Origin of the sequence: Brachybacterium sp. AOP3-A1-3, assembly GCF_052378285.1 — a bacterium.
Lineage (GTDB): Bacteria > Actinomycetota > Actinomycetes > Actinomycetales > Dermabacteraceae > Brachybacterium.
Map to the genome: position 1 here is coordinate 485,193 of NZ_JBQSXM010000001.1, position 18,899 is coordinate 504,091.

The 18,899-nt window shown below is 72.0% G+C and carries 11 protein-coding genes; 10 read left to right on the forward strand and 1 reads right to left on the reverse strand.

Features of this window, described 5'->3' with window-relative positions; translation table 11 throughout:
• Window positions 1–111: 111 nt before the first annotated feature.
• Window positions 112–1,884 (forward strand): HNH endonuclease signature motif containing protein, encoded by a 1,773-nt coding sequence (locus ACT3T5_RS02165; RefSeq protein ID WP_444593469.1) that lies wholly within the window; start codon window positions 112–114, stop codon window positions 1,882–1,884.
• Window positions 1,885–2,002: 118 nt separating this feature from the next.
• Window positions 2,003–4,093, forward strand: a complete 2,091-nt coding sequence (locus ACT3T5_RS02170) for an oxidoreductase (protein ID WP_444593470.1) — start codon at window positions 2,003–2,005, stop codon at window positions 4,091–4,093.
• A gap of 86 nt (window positions 4,094–4,179) precedes the next feature.
• On the opposite strand, the gene ACT3T5_RS02175 is transcribed toward ACT3T5_RS02170, so the two are convergent.
• The gene (locus tag ACT3T5_RS02175) at window positions 4,180–6,108 is read right to left on the reverse strand and encodes a penicillin-binding transpeptidase domain-containing protein (protein WP_444593471.1); all 1,929 of its coding nucleotides are present in this window, start codon (window positions 6,106–6,108) and stop codon (window positions 4,180–4,182) included.
• A 29-nt stretch (window positions 6,109–6,137) separates the two neighbouring features.
• On the opposite strand from ACT3T5_RS02175, the gene ACT3T5_RS02180 reads away from it, so the two are divergent.
• From ACT3T5_RS02180 to ACT3T5_RS02215, 8 genes are all read left to right on the forward strand, one after another.
• Window positions 6,138–7,049 (forward strand): PfkB family carbohydrate kinase, encoded by a 912-nt coding sequence (locus tag ACT3T5_RS02180; protein WP_444593472.1) that lies wholly within the window; start codon window positions 6,138–6,140, stop codon window positions 7,047–7,049.
• Between the two features lie 28 nt (window positions 7,050–7,077).
• Complete coding sequence (locus ACT3T5_RS02185) at window positions 7,078–8,376, forward strand: glycoside hydrolase family 32 protein (protein WP_444593473.1); 1,299 nt, start codon at window positions 7,078–7,080, stop codon at window positions 8,374–8,376.
• Between the two features lie 26 nt (window positions 8,377–8,402).
• Window positions 8,403–8,912 (forward strand): glutathione peroxidase, encoded by a 510-nt coding sequence (locus ACT3T5_RS02190; protein ID WP_444593474.1) that lies wholly within the window; start codon window positions 8,403–8,405, stop codon window positions 8,910–8,912.
• Window positions 8,913–8,972: 60 nt separating this feature from the next.
• Window positions 8,973–10,118: an SPFH domain-containing protein gene (locus ACT3T5_RS02195; RefSeq protein ID WP_444593475.1), complete on the forward strand. Its 1,146-nt coding sequence runs from the start codon at window positions 8,973–8,975 to the stop codon at window positions 10,116–10,118.
• A 79-nt stretch (window positions 10,119–10,197) separates the two neighbouring features.
• Entirely contained in the window at window positions 10,198–11,661 is a 1,464-nt protein-coding gene (locus ACT3T5_RS02200) for an arylsulfatase (RefSeq protein WP_444593476.1), read from the forward strand.
• 136 nt (window positions 11,662–11,797) lie between these two features.
• The gene (locus tag ACT3T5_RS02205) at window positions 11,798–12,877 is read left to right on the forward strand and encodes a hypothetical protein (protein WP_444593477.1); all 1,080 of its coding nucleotides are present in this window, start codon (window positions 11,798–11,800) and stop codon (window positions 12,875–12,877) included.
• Between the two features lie 77 nt (window positions 12,878–12,954).
• The gene (locus ACT3T5_RS02210) at window positions 12,955–15,657 is read left to right on the forward strand and encodes a PD-(D/E)XK nuclease family protein (protein WP_444593478.1); all 2,703 of its coding nucleotides are present in this window, start codon (window positions 12,955–12,957) and stop codon (window positions 15,655–15,657) included.
• On the forward strand, window positions 15,654–18,899 hold the full coding sequence (locus ACT3T5_RS02215) for a UvrD-helicase domain-containing protein (RefSeq protein ID WP_444593479.1): 3,246 nt from the start codon (window positions 15,654–15,656) through the stop codon (window positions 18,897–18,899). The genes ACT3T5_RS02210 and ACT3T5_RS02215 overlap by 4 nt, the downstream gene beginning before the upstream one ends.

Below are 18,899 nucleotides of genomic sequence, written 5' to 3' on the forward strand. Positions count from 1 at the left end.
GTGTGGCCGGTGCGGGCTCGGCGGGCGTTGACTGCGCAGCGGGTGATCGAGGCGTGTGAGGCGGAGCCCGAGAGTGAGCAGGCGGTACGGGCATTAGCGATCCACGCAAACATGCGCGAACGCACGAAGCTCTATGCCCGCGAGCAGGAGCTGCTGACCTCGTTCCTGACCCGGGATCCGGAGTCCGACGGGTGCATCGACTCAGCGGATATCTCGGCGTTGAAGGTCGCGACCGGCCTGCGGGCGTCCTTGCACCGTGCGGAGTGTCTGATCCGGGATGCTCACCGGTCCGCGGTCCTGATGCCCGGCACGTTCGAGGTCCTGTCCGCGGGTGACCTGCCCGAGGACTTCCACCAGATGCTGCTGCGCAAAGTACGGGCACTGCCCGATGACCAGGTCCGCGTTGTGGATGAGCATGTGGCGGGGTGGGATCTGGCGTCGATCTCGAGGGACCAGTTCGCCCGCCACCTCGCTTCCCTGATCACTCTGGTCACTGCGGGCACGATTCCCGTCACCCCGGAGTCGGAGCGGCGTGTGGATCTTGAGATCACCGACCCCGCGCGGGGTATCGCGACGTTGTCGGTGACGGGGCCGACGCTGGAGATCAAAGCCCTCGCCCACCGTCTCGACGTCGCCGCGCAGGCGATCCAGAAAGCCCAGCGCCACGCCCTGAACGACTCAGACAGCGACGCACCGATCCCGTTCGATATCGACGAGGTGCTGCGTCAACGCGGCCGCGCGATGTCTCTGGCGGCGCTGCGATATGCGGTGCTGATCCAGTCGATGCTCGACACCGACCCGGTGCCCGAGCCTGCCTCCCCGTACAAGCTGCTGGTCACGGTGCCGGCGATGACGCTGCTGGGTGAGAGTGACGCTCCCGGGGTGATCAACGGCCTGATCCCGGTCCCCGCGGAGCAAGCCCGAGCCCTGGCCGCAGGCCAGAGCGTGTGGCAGAGGATCCTCACCGATCCCACCACCGGCGCGTATCTCCCGGTCACCGCCGACACCTACACGCCGACTGCGCAGATGCGGCTCCAGCTCCGCCTGCGCCACCCGGTCTGCGCCGCACCCGGCTGCACCCGAGCGACGGTGCTCGCGTCGGAGGACGACCACATCGAGGAGTACGACCACACCGACCCCGCCGCCGGCGGCCCGACCTCCCTGGCCAACCTTCACCGGTTGTGCTGGCTCCACCACAAGATCAAGACCGCCGGCCTCATCGACCCCGAACGGGGCACGGACCCCGTACGAGAACAGGCGCAAGAACGGGGCCAGGACCAGGACCAGGACCAGGACCAGGACCAGCAAGATCGCGATCGTGACCAGGGACCGGGCACTGTGGGAGGGACGGATCTCGATCCGCGGAAGCCAGCAGATCCAGATTCCGGTCCCGACCAAGACCGGTACAGGCGGATTCCCGAAGACCCGCCCCGATTCCCACCTGCCACGTTGCCTCCCCGCTCGGTTCCGCGCCGGCCGGTTGTCGAGCCCACCCAGACTCGGTGGACGATCGATGGTGAGCTGCGCACCGCGACCTACGAGGAGCACGACCTGCTGACCCCAGTGCTGGCTGCTGCGCTGGACCGGGCCTGGGACACGCACCTGCGCGCCCACGCCGACGCGACCCGGATCGCCGAGATCGAAGCCGCCCGCCCCGCCCGCGACCGGATCACCGAACAACGCCGTATCGAGAACCAGCGCATGGCCGGGAAGCGCGGACTACGGGGCCAGTACTACGCACTGGGCGGGGGTGAGGGCGAGGACTCGAGCGGTGACGACACCGCCAGCCTCGAAGAGTTCGTCAAGAACAATCCTCCACCACCCCCGAAACCACGCCCACCCTCACCCGACAACCCCGACGACCCCGACGACAGCCCCTTCTGACTCGGTCGTGAACCGGATACCGGGGTGAGGAGGCGACGAGGTCAGCAAGCCCCGTCGCACCTCGCCGGCGACGCTCCCTGGTACCGCGTTCTCCCGCAGACCCTGACACAATCGCGGCATGGCAACGCCGCTTCCCCACCCCACCGCACCCCGCTCGTACCCGACCCTGCTCTCCCCCCTGGACCTGGGCCGCTTCGAGGTACGAAACCGGATCGTCATGGGGTCGATGCACGTGGGCCTCGAGGACCGCACGTCCGACGTCAAGAAGCTCGCCGCCTACCTCGGCGAGCGCGCCCGCGGCGGGGCCGGGCTGATCGTCACCGGCGGATTCTCCCCCGACCGCACCGGGCGGCTCACTCCCCGCGGAGCCCAGGCGACCGAGCGCACCCTGCACGGCCACCAGCTCGTCACCCGCGAGGTCCACGAGGCCGACGGCCGCATCATCCTCCAGCTCCTCCATGCCGGCCGCTACGCCTTCCACCCGCTCGCCGCGTCCGCAGGCCGGGGCCGCTCCCCGCTCTCCCCGTTCCGAGTGCGCCGCCTCACCCGCCGCGGAGTCGGACGCACGATCGACCACTTCGCCGAGGCCGCCGGCCGCGCGGTCGCCGCCGGATACGACGGCGTCGAGATCATGGGCTCCGAGGGCTACCTCCTCAACCAGTTCCTCGCCCCGGCCACGAACCGTCGCCGGGACCGCTGGGGCCGCAGCTCCGAGGGCAGGCGCGCGATGCCGTTCGCGATCACCTCCGCGGTGCGCGAGGCGATCGGACCGGACGCCCTGCTCAGCTACCGCATCTCCCTGCTGGACCTCGTGCCCGGCGGGCAGAGCTGGACAGAGACCACAGCCCTCGCCCAGGGCCTCACCGCGCGCGGAGTGGACGTGCTGTCCACGGGCATCGGCTGGCACGAGGCCCGAGTGCCCACCATCGTCACCTCCGTGCCGCGTGCCGCCTTCACCGAGCAGACCAGCATGCTGCGCGAGCTGGTCGACGTGCCGGTCGTCGCCTCGAACCGGATCCACGACCCGGCGGTCGCCGAGCAGGTGCTCGCCGACGGCCAGGCCGACCTGATCTCCATGGCTCGCCCGCTGCTGGCCGACCCGAACCTGCCGGCCAAGCTCGCCGACGGCCGCGCCTCCCAGGTGGTCGCCTGCATCTCCTGCAACCAGGCCTGCCTGGACAAGGTGTTCGACGGCAAGCGCGCCAGCTGCCTGGTCAACCCGCGCGCCGGCCACGAGACCGAGCTGGTGCTGCGCCCCGTCACGCAGCGCCGGGCCCGCAAGGTGGCCGTCGTCGGCGCCGGCCCGGCCGGACTGGAGGCCGCACTCGCCGCCGCCGAGCGCGGCCACATCGTCACCCTGTTCGAGGCCACCGGCGAGATCGGTGGCCAGCTGCGCCTGGCCGCCCGCATCCCCGGCAAGGAGGACTACGCGCAGGCGCTGCAGTCCTGGCGGATGCGGCTCGCCGCGGCCGGGGTCGGGATGCGCCTGGACTTCCGGCCCGGCGCGGAGGACCTGCTCGGCTTCCATGACGTCATCGTCGCCACCGGGGTCACCCCGCGCGAGCTCGACCTGCCGGGCGCCGACTCTCCTGCCGACGACGGCCCCGCAGTGATCAGCTACGCCGACCTGCTCGAGGGCCGCGCCGAGGCGGGCGAGCGGGTCGCGATCATCGGTGCCGGCGGCATCGGCGTGGACGTCGCGGAGTTCCTCACCTCCCCCCGTCCCTCGCCGACCCTCGATGTCGCGGCCTGGCGCACGCACTGGGGCGTCGTCGATGCCGATGCCCACCGCGGCGGCGTGGTCCCGCGGCCGGACGGAGACCCGGACGACGGCCGGCTCGCCCGCGAGGTCCATCTGCTGCAGCGCAAGGAGACCCGGATCGGCGCCGGACTGGGCCGCACCACCGGCTGGGTGCACCGCGCCGAGCTGCGCCACGCCGGGATCATCCAGCACAAGGGCGTCACCTACCAGCGGATCGACGCCGAGGGTCTGCACGTCCTGGAGGACGACGCCGAGCGCGTGCTCGAGGTCGACACGGTCGTGGTCTGCGCCGGTCAGGTCAGCGTGAACACCCTGGCCGACGAGGTGCGCGAGAGCCGCGCGGGCCGCACGCCCCGGGTGCACGTGATCGGCGGCGCCGATGTGGCCGCGGAGCTCGACGCCGAGCGTGCGATCCGCCAGGCCGTGGAGGTCGCGGCGGGGCTGTGAGCCCGCGGCGGCTCACCCCGCGGGCAGGCGCCGCCGCCCGTGCGAGTTCGACCTGCCGCCCCTCTCGACCTGCTGCCCTTCTCGACCTACTGGCCCTCGAGCACCTCGCGGGCAATGGGTCCTGCCGTGGTCGAGCCGTAGCTGCCGTCCTCGACGAAGGCGACGACGACCAGATCGCCCTGGGCGACGATCACCCAGGAGTGGAGCTTGAGCTCGTCGTCCTCGTTCGTCCACTCCGCGGTGCCGGTCTTGCCGATCACCGGCTCGCCCGGGAGGTCCGCGAACTCGTCGAGGCTGCCGTAGGTGACGACTCCGCGCAGCATCTCCTGCATCTGCGCGGTCTCGTCGGCCGTCAGCGGGTTCGGCACCTCGGGCGCCGCCGTCTCGTCGTCGGCGAGGATCCGGGGATGGACGGTGCTGCCCTGCTGCACGCTCGCGAGGACCACGGCCATCGACAGCGGCGAGGTCAGCACGCGGCCCTGGCCCATCATCGCCGCGGCGTGCTCGGTGCCCGTGTCCTCGGGATCGACGGACCCCATGAACGCCTCGAGACCCTTCGGGGCCTCCTGGCCGATGCCGAGCGTGGTCGCGGCGTCGGCGAGAGCGGGCTGGTCGACGGTGTCGTACTGCAGCAGCAGGGCCGTGTTGCAGGAATGCGCGATCACGTCCCGCAGCGGCATCGGCCCGAACAGGCCCGGGTCCATCGAATCGGCGTTCTTGAAGCTGCGCCCCTCGACGGTCGCGGTCTTCGGGCACTGCAGCTCGGTGTCCGGGGTGACGCCCTCGCGCAGCAGGGACAGCGCGGTCACCGCCTTGAAGGTCGACCCGGGGGCGTACTGGCCGACCAGGCCGATGGGATAGCTCTGCCCCGTCGGCCCGAGCGCCGAGGCGAGCACATCGCCGGTCGACGGCTTCAGCGCGATCACGGCGGCCGGGGCGTCCTGCTCGGCGATCGACTCCGTGGCGAGTCGCTGGAGGTCGTCGTCGAGGGTGGTGCGCACCTCGGTGCCCTCGCTCGCCTCGACCTTGTGCAGGGATCGCGCGGCCTCCGCATCGGGGTCCACGGCGACCACGTTCACCCCGGCGGTGCCCACCAGGGCGTCGTGCTCGGCGGCGACGACCCCGCCGGTGGCGACGAGGTCCCCGGCGAGGATCTCGCCGTCGGAGCCGTCGACGTCCTCCTTCGTGGCCTCCCGCAGGGAGCCGAGCACGCCCGGGGCATAGTCGCGCTCGACGGCCAGCGGCTGGCTCTTCTCGAGCGCCCGGTAGCCGGGGACCTCCTCCGCCGTCGCCAGCGGGTAGTCCCCGAGGTCCTCGACGCGGATCGTGAGCGCGGGGACGAACGCCTCGGGCCCGTTGCCGGCGACAGCGCTCGCGTAGTTGTCCTCGTCGATCCCGAGCTGCCCGGCGAGCGCCCGCGCGGAGTCGTCCAGCTCGGACTCCTCGAGCTGCGCCTTGTCCAGGCCGATCACCTGCACGTCATGGGGACCGTAGAGAACCGCCCCGTCGCGGTCGGTGACCGTTCCCATCTCCGGGTCGAGGCGCTTGAGGTCCAGGTGCTCGCGGGCGCTGAGGTCGGGGGCGAACACGGTGGGGGCGAGCTGCGCGGCCCAGCCGTCCTCGCCGCGCCGCAGCACCGCCTCGGTGGTGTACTCCCAGGTCCCGGCGTCCTGCGGGAGGGTCCAGGTCCACTGCAGGGTCGCGGTGCGGGTGCCGTTCTCGGCGTCCCCGGCGTCGACCAGCTCGACCTGCGGGGGCGCCTCGACCGCCTCGAGCAGCGGCCCGAGGACCCGCTCGTGCTCCTCGGCGGCGGCGGAGGCCGAGAGGTCCTCGAGCGCGACCTCGGCGAAGTCCCCCTCCGGAAGCGCATCGGCCAGGGCCTGCGCCTCCTCGGCCCCGTCGCCGAAGCGATCCCGCCACAGGAGCACACCGACCACGAGGGCCACGATCACGACGGCCACGAGGGCGATGAGCAGAGGCCCGCGGCGACGCGGACGGGCGGGAGCGGAGTCCATGGAGCCATGGTCGCACCTAGACTCGGGCCATGTCCCGCGTGCTGCACACCGCCCAGGCCCTCGTCGACATCGTCATCGAGGTCGAGGACCTCCCCCCGCGCGGCGGCAACGCCAATGCGCTGAGCGAGCAGTGGTACGCCGGCGGAGCAGTGACGACGCTGGTCGCGGCCGCCCGCACCGGCGCCGAGGCGGTGCACGGCGGCGCGCACGGCGCCGGCGCCCACGGGGACCTGATCCGGGAGGCGCTCGCGGCCGACGGCGTCGGCCTCTCCGACGAGGTGCGTCCCGGCTCCGACACCGGATACTGCGTGGTCATGCTCGAGCCGTCGGCCGAACGCACCTTCCTGACCGTCTACGGCGCGGAGCGCGAGATCACCGCGGCCTCCCTCGCGACCCTCGACCCGCAGCCCGGCGACCTGCTGTGCCTGTCCGGGTACAGCCTGTTCGAGCCGACGCGCGACCCGCTGCTGGAGTTCCTCGAGACCGTGCCCGAGGGCGTCGAGGTGGTGCTGGATCCGGGCGCGCCCTTCGCGACGTTCCCCCGCGAGGTGCAGGAGCGGGTGCTCGCGCGCACCACCGTGTGGACCTCGAACGCCGACGAGGCCCGCGCGCTGACCGGCCTCGACGCGCTCGAGGACACGCCCGAGGCGCTGCGCCGACGGATCGGCGGGCACGCCGTGGTGATCGTGCGCGACGGCAACAAGGGCTGCATCGTGTTCCATCACGGCCGCGGCACCGAGATCCCCGCCTTCCCGCAGGAGGCGGTGGACACCAACGGGGCCGGCGACACCCATACCGGGGTGCTGCTGGCCGAGCGTGCCCTCGGGGCCGACTGGGAGTCCGCGGCCACCCGGGCGAATGCCGCCGCCGGGATCGCCGTGACCCGGAGGGGGCCGCAGAGCGCACCCACCCGCGCGGAGGTCGACGCGTTCCTGGCGTGAGCCCGCGGCAGTCCCGCACACTGGTGGCATGAGCACCCCGCGGCCCCGGGTCCACCTGAGCGCACCGTCGACCTGGATGAACGACCCCAACGGACTGATCCTGCACGAGGGCATCTGGCACGCCTTCTACCAGAACAACCCGTTCGGTTCGGACCACGGTCACATGACCTGGGCGCATGCGACGAGCCGGGACCTCCTCCGGTGGGAGGACCATGGCCCGGCGATCCGCGAGGAGGACGGGGTACAGATCTACTCCGGCAGCGTAGTGCGGATCGACGACCGGCTCGTCGCCCTGTACACGGGGCACAGCGGGCCGGAGCACCCCCTGCGCGGCGCACTGCAGGACCAGCGGCTCGCGATCTCGACCGACGACGGGGCGTCCTGGACCAAGCGTGCCGAGGCGGTCGTCGATCGCGGATCCGCGGACTTCCGCGATCCCAAGGTGCTGTGGCACGGGCCGAGCGGGCAGTGGGTGATGGTCGCGGTCGAGGCCCAGGACAGGGAGCTGCTCGTGCACACCTCGCACGACCTGATCACCTGGGAGCACACCTCCACCTATCGCGACGAGAGGCTGACCGGGATCTGGGAGTGCCCTGATCTGGTGCAGCTCGCCACGACGGAGGATCATCCCTGGCTGCTGATCCTCTCGACGAACCCCGGCGGCCCCGTGGGCACCTCGGGGACCTGGGGGATCCGGGGTGACTTCGACGGTGCCGCCTTCACGGCCCAGGCCGATCCGGTTCCCCTGGACCACGGTCCGGACCTGTACGCGGCGGTGACCTTCTCCGGCGTCGAGGGTCCTCCCCTGCTGATGGGCTGGGCAGTGGACGTCGAGTATGCCGGGCGCACCCCGACCGCCCCGTGGCGGGGAGTCATGAGCCTTCCGCGGACCCTGCATCCGCGGGGCGACGCGATCGTGGCCGAGCCGGTGCTGCCGTCGGCCCCGCGCAGCACGGAACCGGACCAGGCGCTCGATCCCGCGACCGCGCACGTGCTGCGGATCCCCCTTCCCCGTCCCGGTGGAGAAGTGGAGCTGGTCGGTCCCGACCGCGTCGAGCTGCGGCTCGTGCGGGACATCGGAGGGACCACGGTGCGGCTGCATCGCGCGCAGGCACTGGGCGCCGACGGGCGACCCCTGTTCTCCCCGCGGCAGCTCGCGACCGGTCCGCTGCCGGTCACTGCCGAGGACGAGCTGGTGCTCGTGCTGGATGGCACGATCGCCGAGCTCGTGGTGACGCGGGCGGGCGTGGACCCGGTCGTCGGCCCGATGGCGACCCTGCTGTTCTTCCCGCACCCAGGCAGCTGGAGGCTGAAGACCCTACGATGACGGGGAACAGCGAGAGGACAGGGAGCATGGGTCGGACTGCAGGGACCAGCGAGAGCGCCACCTTCCACGATTTCCACGCCGTCACCATCGACGGAGAGACGCGCTCGATGCGCGAGTACGCGGGCCGCCTCGTCCTGGTGGTCAACATCGCGACCGAGTGCGCCTTCACCCCGCAGCTCCGCGGCCTGCAGGCCCTCCAGGAGCAGTACGGCGAGCACGGCTTCACGGTGCTCGGCTTCCCGTCGGACCAGTTCCACCAGGATCCCGGGACGGACCAGGACACCCACGACGTGTGCACCTCGACCTACGACGTCACCTTCCCGCTGTTCTCCAAGATCGACGTCAACGGGCCCCTCGCGCACCCGCTGTGGCAGTGGATGTGCGCCCAGAAGGGCGGGGTGATGGGCGGTCGCATCGCCTGGAACTTCACGAAGTTCCTGATCGACGGCGACGGCCAGGTGCTGCGGCGCTACGCACCGCCGGTGCCCCCGGTGCGGATCGCCCGACGGATAGAAACCGACTTAGGTCTGCGGTGACCACACCGGTGGACCCTGTAGCGTGGAACACAATCGTGTCCCACTGGAAAGGGGTCCCCCATGGAAGGCGCAGTCATCTTCCTCGTCGTCGCCGTCGTCGTGATCGTCGTCGTGATCATCCTGGCAGCTCTGCTGTTCGGTGGTCTGCGCACGTCGATCATGTTCACCGTGCACTCGCGTGAAGCCGTGATCGTCGAGCGCTTCGGCAAGTTCAAGCGCGTCGCGCACGCCGGTCTGAACTTCAAGGCACCGTTCGTCGACAACACCACCAAGCCGATCTCGTTGCGCGTCCAGCAGCTCGAGGTCAACATCGAGTCCAAGACCAAGGACAACGTGTTCGTCAACGTGCCGGTCGCGGTGCAGTACGTGATCAAGGAAGAACAGGTCGTCGACGCGTACTACAAGCTCTCCAACGCCGAGGCGCAGATCCGCTCGTACGTGTTCGACACCGTGCGCTCCGCCCTGTCGAGCCTCGACCTGGACGCGGCCTTCGAGTCCAAGGACGACATCGCCCACAGCGTCGAGCAGACCCTGTCGGCCCGCATGCACGAGTTCGGCTTCAACATCATCAACACCCTGGTCCAGGACATCTCGCCGGATCAGCGTGTGCGCGACTCGATGAACTCCATCAATGCCGCCCAGCGCGACCGCGTCGCCGCGCAGTCGCTCGCCGAGGCGGACAAGATCAAGCGCGTCACCCAGGCCGAGGCCGAGGCCGAGTCCAAGCGCCTGCAGGGTGAGGGTGTCGCCGCTCAGCGCAAGGCGATCGCCCTGGGCATCGCCGAGCAGTACGAGATGCTCCGCAAGGTGGGCATCGAGAACTCCGCCGAGCAGCTGCTGCTGATGACGCAGTACTTCGACACCATGCAGGACGTGGCGCGCAACGCCCGCTCCAACGTGCTGTACCTGCCCTCGAACCCGGGCGCCGTGGGCTCCATGGGCGACGAGATCCGCACCGCCATGCTGCAGTCGCAGGCCGCAGCGGAGGCGAGCAAGGACGCGGACGTCGCCGATGCCGACAACCGTCAGCGGATCTCCGCGCAGGAGCTGCGCGACCAGGAGCAGGTCCGCGCGGAGCGTGCCCGGTCCGCGGCCGAGCAGAGGGCCCGCGAGGCCCAGCAGCAGGCCCAGAACGGTGGGCAGCACCGCGGCGGGCAGCAGGGCACCCCGCCGTGGGCGCACCCCGGTTCCGCGAACCAGGGCTGAGATGCCGTCGAGGGCCCGGGGTGCTGTGTGCACTCCGGGCCTTCTGCGTTCCCACCCGACAGCAGAGAGAAGGACTCCGATGGACCGCCCCAACATCGTCCTGGTGTGCGTCGACGAGATGCGGGCCGACGCCATGGGCGCGGCCGGCAACGAGCACATCGACACCCCGAACCTCGATGACCTCGCACGCGGCGGCTACCGCTTCACGCGGGCCTATTCGGCGACGCCCACGTGCGTACCGGCCCGGGTCGCGATGTTCACCGGGAAGTCTCCTGACCTGCACGGCCGCTACGGTTATCGGGAGGGGGTCTCCTTCCCCGACGCGTACCCGGTCACGCTGCAGTCGACGCTGCGGGAGGCGGGGTACCAGGCCTTCGGGGTGGGCAAGATGCACGTCTTCCCCGACCGGGCCCGCTGCGGCTTCGACGACGTCCTGCTGCACGACGGGTTCCTGCACACCTCGCGGAGGCTGAGCGGCGGGCCATCGGCGGCGATCGACGACTACGTCGACTTCCTGCGCCGTGAGACCGGGGACCCCCGCGCCGATTACCAGGAGACCGGGGTCGGCTGCAATGCGATGACCGCGCGGCCCTGGGAGCGCGAGGAGCGGCTGCATCCCACGCGCTGGGTGGCCGACGAGTCGTTCCGCGTGCTCGAACGGCGCGACCCCACCCGCCCCTTCTTCCTGTACATGTCGTTCCATCGGCCGCATGCGCCCTTCGACCCGCCGGCCTGGCTGTGGGACAAGTACCGCGGCCGCGAGTTCCCGCCGAGGCCGCTGGGCGACTGGGTGGAGCGGTTCGACGAGCACCGCCGCGACTTCGCCTCCGAGGCGGAGTTCGGGGCGCAGAAGGAGACCACCCATCAGCAGGTGCGCGCGGGCTACTACGGCTCGATCGAGTTCATCGACCTGCAGCTGAACCGGCTGCGGGAGAAGCTCTCGGACCATGCGCTGGCCGAGGACACGATCATCGTGTTCGTCTCCGATCACGGCGACATGATGGGTGACCACGACATGTACCGGAAGTCCGTGGGCTACGAGGGCTCCGCACGGGTGCCGCTCGTGGTGCACGTGCCGCCGAGATGGCGCGGTGGATGGGGCGAACCCGGCGAGGTGGAGACGATCGCCGAGCTGCGTGATCTGATGCCCACGCTGCTGGGGCTCGCGGACGTCGAGGTGCCGGGCGGCGTCGACGGGATGAGCCTGCGCCCCGGTGAGCCGGTGCGCGAGCACCTGCACGGGGAGCATCTGATCGGCTCGCTGGGCCGGCACTCGATGCAGTGGATCCGCTCGCAGCGGCACAAGTATGTGTGGTTCTCCGGGGATGGGCACGAGCAGCTGTTCGATCTGGTCGAGGACCCGCAGGAGCTGCGGGACCTCGCTGGGGAGGCCGAAGCGGCCGACGAGCTCGCCCGGCATCGGGAGATCCTGGTGCGGGAGCTCACCGGACGCGAGGAGGGGTTCGTCGCGGACGGTGAGCTGGTGGCGGGGCGGCCGGTGCAGTCCGAGGCGTCGTGGGTGCAGGAGTTCGCGCGGATCTGAGACGGCGCACGCACCTGACCCGCTCGGAGGCGTACGTCGAAAGTCGTGAGCTCGCCGCCGAGGGTTCGACGGTCGATGACCTGCGCCTCGCCCAACGACCGATGCAACCTGCGCGCAGATCCACTGGACTGGGGTCATGAGTGATCCCTCCTCCTCCCCTGAGGTTCCTTCCTCCCCCGCCCCTCCCTCCGACGACTACTCCACCGAGAAGCGCATCGGACGCCTCGTCGCGGTGACGCTGGGCTGGTGGGCGCACGGCGGCGTGCGCCTGCTGCTCGCGATCGCGCTGCTGTACTACGGCGTCGCGAAGATCGTGCTCGGACAGTTCGGGGTCACGGACATGGGCGACGCCTTGGTGACCCAGGGCGAGATGAGCCCGATGGGGATGCTGTGGCGCATGGTCGCCTTCTCCCCGCTGTTCCAGGTGCTCGGCGGGGTCGCGGAGGCCGGCGCCGCGCTCGCCCTGCTGTGGCGGCGGTCCGTGCCGCTGGGCGCTCTGATCGCCGCCGCGGACATGTCCCTCGTGCTCGTGCTGAACATCGGTTACGACGTCCCGGTCAAGCTGATCGCCACCATCCTGCTGGTCATGTCGATCCTGGTGCTGATCCCGTGGATGCCCCGCCTGGCCAGGGCGTTCATCGACCAGGGCGAGATCCGGCGCGGACCGTTGCCCACCCTGATGCCGTGGCCGCCTCTGGCGCGGATCATGAGCATCCTGGGGCCGATCGCCGCCCTCGTGCTGGTGGGGCTGGTGGGCTGGGGAGTCAGCTCGATGTACCCCGAGCGCACCACGGACGAGTCCGCTCCCGCCGGGGTGTGGGAGGTGCAGGAGGACGCCGCCGAGCCTGCCGCGCAGCTGAGCGAGGACACACGATGGAGCGCGATCGCGTTCGGCGAGGTCGCCTACGACGGGCGGGCCGCCGTGCAGCTCCGCCTGGCGGACGGGGAGCTGCTGACCGGCAGCTACGAGCGCACCGGGGAGGACACGGTCGAGCTGTCGCTGCGGCCGCTGCGTGCACAGGGGCAGACCCTTGCGCAGTACACCGAGATCACCCCGACGACGCTCGCGCTCGAGGTGGCCGAGCAGGACGACGGCACGCTGCACGTGAGCGGAGAGGGCCAGGAGCTGCTCCTCGCCCCGGACACCTCCGGCTCCGTGTACTACGAGCGCGGGTTCAGCTGGGGAGTACGGGCGGACGATCCGTTCAACCGCTGACCCGTCGGCCGGACCTGATCCCCGCTGTCGGCCCCCTCCCCTAGTCTGGGGCGGGACGCGACGACGGAGGAGCCCAGATGCAGATCGAGTTCGGCTGGTCGCTGGACGGCACCGCCTGGACGGACGGCGCCGGCGCGACCGGGACGGTGCGCGTGGGGCCCCGCGGTCTCGTGCAGCTGCTGCAGACGAGGCTCGCGCTGACCCGCCCGTCGGTCGATCCGGCGGTGCGGACCGCGCAGTACGCCCGCGCGATCGCCGCCGCGGACCACGAGTGGGCACGGGCCTCGTTCGACGTCGATCCGTGGGCGACCGCGAGCACGATGCTGGCGTGGCGGGATGCGGCGGTGGCTGCCGGGGCCTCGCTGCGTCGGGCGCCGGGGCTGCCGGCGCGGATCGAGGCGCTGTGCGCGATCGAGGCGGCCGCTGATCTCTCCGCCGGCGCCGCCGATGACCTGCGGGAGATCGTCGACCTGCTCGCGGAGCTCTCCGCGTCCCCCTGGCCGCTGGGGATCGACCGGGTCCTCTGCCAGGAGGAGCCGGCGACGCTCCCCGGGCTGTGGCCGCAGCTGCTGGAGCTGCTGGCAGGAGCCGGAGTCGCCGTCGTGCCCGTCCCCGCCGCACCAGCCGGGCAGCCGGAGCTGATGCTGCTGGAGACCGACGACGAATGGACCGCCGCGGAGACCGCCGCGCGGTTCCTCGCCGGGCGCGACGGGGATCCTGTCCACGTCCTCGCCACGGAGGACACGATCCTCCTGGACCAGGAGCTGCACCGTCGCGGTCTGGCGGCGATCGGGGTGGCGGGGGCCTCGGCGGACCGGACGAGCCTGCAGATCCTTCCCCTGTACCTCTCGATCGCGATCGCCCCGGTGGACGTGCAGCAGCTCGGCGCCTTCCTCGACCTGCGCGTGCTCGATGCGCCGGACTCCGACCGTGAACCCATCGGCCTGGTGCCCTCGCGGGTGCGTCGCCGGTTCCTCGATGCGCTGGCCGCCGAGCCCGGCACCGGTGGCCCGGTCTGGGAGGCGGTGCTCACCGACCTCGCCCGGCTCGCCGCCGATCCCGAGGAGGCCGCCGCCCTCGAGATCGCCCGGGCGGTCTCCACGCTGGTCACGCATCCGCTGGACCCGGAGCAGCTGACGCCGCCGCGGCTGCGCTCGGCGACCTCCTGGCTCGGCGAGCGCCTGCAGGCGCTCGGTCAGGGCGATCCGGGTCTGGTGCGGGCGAGCGCGCACCTGCAGACGTTCCTGGCGGTGCTCGACACCCTCGGCGAGGACCACGTGCTCGGCGCGCGCGAGCTCTCCCAGATCGTCGAGGCCTCCGGCGGCCGCGCCGCCTCCCCCGTCGCCCGGCCCGAGGCGACCGACGCCTGGACCGCCTGCACCCGCCCGGCGCAGCTGCGCCCGCGCGGTGGGGACGTGCTGTGGTGGGGCGCGGACCGCCAGGATCCCCAGACCGGCGTGACCTGGGATGCGATCGAGATCGCGGCGCTCGAGGAGCTCGGTGCGAGAGTCATCGACCCCGCCGCCCTCGCCGCTCTCGAGACCGATGCGGGACTGCGCGGGCTGCTCGGAGCCGGGCGGCTGGTCGTGGTGCGCACCCGCAGCCGCTCCGAGAAGGCCACGGCGCCACACTCCCTGCTCGCGCACCTCGCGGCGCAGCGGGCCGCCGCCGGGGAGGACGTCGCGGAGGTGCTCGAGCAGTATCGGGTGGATCCGCGCACGGCGATCGGGGGCGGGGTCTGGGAGCTCGCCGGGTCGCGTCGGCCGCTGAGCGTCCCGGCGCTGGTCCGGCCGGCGGAGCCTGCGCAGGATCTCACCAAGCGCACCGTCCCGGCGCCGCATCTGGTGCCGACCGCACTGAGCTACTCCCAGGCGGAGAACCTGATCGGCTGCCGGCAGAAGTGGACGTACCGCACCGGGCTGGGGATCCGTCCTGCCTCGGTCGCGAGCGTGCCCAGCGGCAACCAGATGATCGGCACCCTCGTGCACACCGTGGTCGAGGAGCTGGTGAACACCGGGCGGGAGCGGGGGCGCAGCGGTCCGCCGTCGGCCGCCCAGATCGCTCAGACGCTCGAGCGGCTCGTCCCGCAGCTCGCCTCGGAGCTGCTGCTGCCCGGCCGGGAGGTCGAGCTGACCACCATGCGCGAGACCGCCGTGCGCTCCCTGGTCGAGTTCTTCGGCCGCCTCGCGGAGGCCGGGCTCGTGATCACCTCCGTGGAATCGCGCTTCGAGGAGCCGCTGACCCTGCGCCTGAAGCGCGGGGATCTCGAGGTGCCGTTCCTGGGCTTCCGGGACGTGCTCGCCGAGGACGCCGCCGGGAAGCCCACCGTGATCGACCTGAAGTGGACCTCGGCCGCCAAGAAGTACCCCGAGCTGTTCGACGCCGGCGAGGCGCTGCAGCTCGCCTCCTACGCCTGGTCGCTGCATGACGACTCGGCCGACGTCGGGTACTTCCTGCTCAAGCAGGGCGAGTTCGTCTCCGCGAACCCGGCGCTGGATCCCCACGGCCGGCCCACCCTCGACATCTCCGCCGCCTGGTCGACGACGACCGCGGAGATCACCGAGGCGCTCGACGCGATCGGCGAGGGCACCGTCACCGCGCAGTCCGGGCAGATCCTGCGCGATGCCGGGCAGGGGCTCGGCACCCCCCGCCCGGACGCGAAGAAGACCTACGCCGCGGCGCAGGAGGAGGCGCGGGCCGGCGGCGGGATCGTGGTCGATGCCCGCTGCGACTACTGCGATTTCTCCCTGCTGTGCGGCCTGAGAGGCGATGCATCATGAGCTTCACCCTGATCAACGCCTCGGCCGGGTCCGGCAAGACGTACACCCTGACCCGGCTGCTCGCCGAGCGTCTTGGGGCCGGGCTGGACCCCTCGCAGGTCATCGCCACCACGTTCACCGTCAAGGCGGCCGACGAGCTCTCCCAGCGGGTTCGCTCCACGCTCCTGGACCGCCAGCAGGTCGAGGCGGCGCGCGGCATCGACAGCGCCCTGATCAGCACGGTGAACTCGGTCGCCGGGCGCCTGGTGACGGAGTACGCGCTGGACGCGGGCATCTCCCCGCAGGTGCAGGTGCTCGACGACACGACCCAGAGGGCGGCCTTCGCCGCGGCGATCGATCGCACCGCCGCCGCGGCCGGGGTGCGCTGGGCGGCGATGCTCGCCCGCACCGAGCACGACGGCGACGAGAAGGACACCGGCTTCGGCTTCGGGACCCGCAAGCAGGCCTGGCGGGGCCGGGTGAAGGACGTCGCGGACGCCGCCCGCACCAACCTGCTGGGGGCCGAGGAGCTGCGCGCCGCCGCGCCCGTGTCCTGGGAGGAGTTCCGGGAGGCGGCCCAGCTGCCCGAGCCCGGTGAGGACCTGCGGGGCCGCTGGCTGCACGAGCTGGGACAGCGGATCGACGGGTTCGCGGAGGATCTGGCCGCGTCCGTCGATGAGACCGGGGACGGGGTGAAGGGCGGGCCGATCGCGAAGGGCAGCATCAACAAGGCGCGGGGAGACCTCGAGGCGCTGCGTCGGCTGGAGCGGACCCTGCGTGACCGGGAGCGGGCGCCGTGGTCGAGCTGGCTGCGGCTGGCCGGGGGGAAGTTCGGGGCCCCGGCGAACCGGGCCCTCGAGCCCCTGGCCGTCGAGATCACCGAGGGCTTCGCGCAGAACCCTGCCTGGCAGCAGGACCTCCACGACCTCATCGCGCTCGTGCTCGACGTCGCCGCGGACTCGCTGGACGCCTACGAGACCTACAAGCGCGAGCTGGGCCTGATCGATTTCATCGACCAGGAGGTGCAGGCGCTGCGCCTGCTGCAGGGCTCGCCGCGGGTGCGGGAGTCGATCGCCTCGCGCTACCGCCTCCTCGCGGTCGACGAGTTCCAGGACACCTCCCCCGTGCAGCTGGCCCTGTTCCTCGAGCTCTCCCAGCTCATCGAGGAGAAGATCTGGGTGGGCGATCCCAAGCAGGCGATCTACGGCTTCCGCGACGCCGACCCGCGCCTGATGCAGGACATCATCCGCGCGCTCGAAGGTGGCGGCACGGTGTTCGGCACCGGCGAGGTCACGAACCTCTCCCACTCCTGGCGCTCGCGGAAGCTGCTCGTGGACTTCACCAACGCCCTGTTCACCCCGGTGTTCGCGCCCGACGGCGAGGGCCGGGAGAGGGTGCAGCTCCAGATCCCCGAGCAGCGGGAGGCTGTGGCGGGCGGCGGCGTGCTCGAGGTGTGGGAGGCGACGAAGAACGACCGCCGGGTGGTCTCCGCGCAGAAGCATGCCGCGATGATCGCCGAGCAGATCCGGTGCCGGATCGACGAGGGCGCCTTCACCCCGGGCTCGACCGCGGTGCTCGTGCGCAGCAACACCCAGCGGGCCTCCGTGGTCGCCGCCCTGCAGGAGCGCGGGGTGCCCACCGCCGGCGCCGCCCACCCGCTGCTCGCGTCGCGTGAGGCGCAGATGGTGCGCGCGGCGCTCGCGGTGACCCTGGACGGCTCCGACACCCTGGCGCTGACCGAGCTGGTGACGCTGCTGAGCGATCACGGCGCGCACGAGGACTGGTTCACGCAGCTGATGGCGGCGCCGGACCGGGAGGCGCGCAAGGCCGTGTACGCGAGCTGGTGGGAGGATCCCGTGCTGGCCGGGCTGCGCGAGGTGCGCCGCGCCTGCATCGGCTTCACCCCGGTGGAGATGATCAGCGCGCTGATCGACGCGCTGGACCTGCCGCAGCGGATCAAGCGCTGGACCGGGCAGGGCTCCCGCCGTCGCACCCTGGATGCGCTGCGCGCGATGGCGCAGGAGACGACGCAGCGGCGTCGGGCGGAGGGCTCCCCCATCACGCTGACCGGGCTGCGCGCCGAGCTCGACGCGTGGACGGAGGGACCGGACCTCTCCGCCCTGCCCGAGGCGGTCTGGGTCGGCACCATCCACGGCGCCAAGGGCCTGGAATGGGATCACGTCGTCGCCTACCTCGGCGCACCCCCGAAGGAGCGCGACCACTCCAGCGGCGTGCTCGTCGTCTCCCCCGGCGCGCTCGACGTGACCGCCCCGCTCGCCGGCCGCAGCCTGCGGTTCTGGCCCAAGATCGCCTCCCCGGCGGACACGGCGGAGAACCTCGCCGCGTCGGGGTTCGCACGTCGTCGGCGGGATGCCGAGGCGGAGGAGTCCGGGCGGCTGCACTATGTGGCGCTCACCCGCGCCGCCCGCACGTCGGTGCTCGCCGTGCCCGGCGCCGCGACCGTGCTGGACAGCCTGATCGCGACGCCGCCCATGGTGAGCTGGTCCGCCGACGCCCTCACCGTGCACGGCACCGACGGCACGCTGCCGGCGACGGTGACCGCGGTGAACGTGGACGATCTGATGGAGGACGTGCCCGCTCGGCTGACCCGCGACGCGGACCCGCTCGCGGCGACCGATGTGCCGCTGCGGCCGGACGACCCCGGGACGGGGCGCGCCTCGGCCCGGTTCCAGGCGTCCGGCGTCGGCTCGGACGAGGCGCTCGGGGAGGTCGACGAGCCGCGGAGCATCGGCCCGGTGCTGGTGCGCGGCGGCGGCCCGCAGTGGGAGCGTGTCGGCGAGGCGGTGCACGCCTACCTCGGCCTGCCGCTCGAGCATCTCTCGCCGGCGCAGCGGCTCGCAGCGGCGGAGCGGCTGCTGTCGCGCTGGGTGGTGACGCGGACCGTGGAGGCGCAGGTGCTGATGGATGCCGGGGAGGCCTGGGCGCGCTTCGTGGACGCGCAGTTCCCGGGGGCCGAGCAGCTCACCGAACAGCCGATCACCTGGTGGAACGAGGACTCGCAGGTCATGGAGGGGTGGATCGACACCCTGCTGCGCCTGCCCGACGGCTCCCTCGTGCTCGTGGACCACAAGTCGTACCCGGGTGATGACCCGGTGGGGCATGTGCGCCGGAACTATCTGGGCCAGATGAGCACGTACGCGCAGGCGCTGGCCGCAGCCGGCCGGGCGCCGGACCGGATCCTCCTGCACCTGCCGCTGCGCGGCGAGGTCGTGGAGGTGAGGCTGCATGGGCAGGAGCGCTGA